This is a genomic window from Allobosea sp. CER48 (assembly GCF_044752385.1).
GTDB lineage: Bacteria > Pseudomonadota > Alphaproteobacteria > Rhizobiales > Beijerinckiaceae > Allobosea.
This window is the reverse complement of record NZ_JBIWYK010000636.1, coordinates 1-1,464: the sequence shown is the minus strand read 5'-3', so window position 1 is coordinate 1,464 and position 1,464 is coordinate 1. Positions and strand designations below refer to the sequence as shown.

Sequence of the window (1,464 nt, the reverse complement as noted above, 5' to 3'; positions counted from 1 at the left end):
CGCTCAGTCGCTCCAGCTCATCCGGTTCAGAAACATGCTTTCGTTCGGCGTCGGCGTGAAATTGAGATTCTTGGTCGCGCCATAGATCACGACGGCCTGGTAGAGCGGGATCACCGGCACGTCGTTGGCGACGATCTCGTGGACTTGCTTGTAGGCGGCGAGGCGCTTGTCCTTGTCCAGGGTCTGGCGGGCGGCTTCCAGCAGGCTGTCGGTCTTGTCGTTGCGATAGGCCGACCAGCCGCTGCTCTTGTGCAGCAGCGGGAAGAGCACGCCATCGGCGTCCTGGCAGGCGCAGGACCACCGGCCGAAGCTCAGCGTCGAGGTGCCCTCGGGCCCAGCCTGGGCGCGCTTCAGGTAACTCGCCATGTCCGACATCGCGATCTTGACGTTGAGCCCGGCTTCGCCGAGCTGCTGCTGCACGGCCTGCACGATGCGCTGGTCGAAGACCGGGGCCGTGGAAAGCTCGATCTCGGCCTTCGCCGCGGGGCCTGCCTCGGCGACCAGCGCTTTCGCCCTGGCGAGGTCGTATTTCGGGGCCGGCATGCCGTCGATCCATCCGAAGATCGCGGGCGTCAGCAACTGCCCGACCGGCTTGTCGAAGCCGCCGAGCAGGCCATCCACCAGCCCCTCCTTGTCGATGGCGAAAGCCGCCGCCTGGCGGACCTTTACGTTGTCGAAGGGCGGCTTCGTCGTATTCAGGCGCAGATAGGCGACGCGCTCCGTCAGGCCTGTCAGGGGCTTGGCCTTCGCTGCGGATTTCAGCGCGGCCGCCTGATCGCTGTCGAGCGTCACGGCAAGGTCGCTGGTGCCGGTCTGGAGGTTCGCCAGGCGGGTCGCGCTATCCGGAACGGCCCGGAAGACGACGCTCGGGAACGGACCCTTCGTGCCCCAATAGGCGTCGTTGCGGGTCAGCGTCACCGCGACGCCGCGCTGCCAATTCTCGAACTTGTAAGGTCCGCTGCCGACGGGCTTCAGATTGAAGGCATCCTTGCCGACCGCCTCTACGATCGCCTTGGGCACGATCGAGAGCTTGACGAGTTGCGCGAGCAAAGCGGGATAGGCCCCGCTCGTGGTCAGCTTGACCTTGGTCGGCGAGAGCGCCACCGCATCGACGATCTTGTCGAACTGCCCGAGCTGCGGGCTGCCGAAACTGCGATCGGTGATGCGCTTGACGCTGAAGACGACATCGTCCGCGGTCAGCTTCGAGCCGTCATGGAAGGTGATGTCGGGGCGAAGCTGGAATTCGATCTCGGTATCGGACAGGTACTTCCACGATGTCGCAACTTGCGAAACGATATCGCCCTTGTCGTCGCGCGTCACGAGATTGTCGAAGATGTTGCGATAGACGTAGTAGCTGTCCGGATTCCATTGAACCTGTGGATCGAGCGAGGAGGGCTCGTTCACGAGATCCACCACCAAGCGCTCTTTCGCGGCCTGGGCCGGGGCGATGGTTCCCAGAGCGAG

1 protein-coding gene is annotated in these 1,464 nt (G+C 64.3%); it reads right to left on the bottom strand.

Going from position 1 to position 1,464, the window contains the following annotated elements; genetic code table 11:
* Positions 1–3 precede the first annotated feature (3 nt).
* A partial coding sequence (locus tag ACIPIA_RS16190; RefSeq protein ID WP_400510999.1) for an ABC transporter substrate-binding protein occupies positions 4–1,464 on the bottom strand: 1,461 nt, incomplete at its 5' end.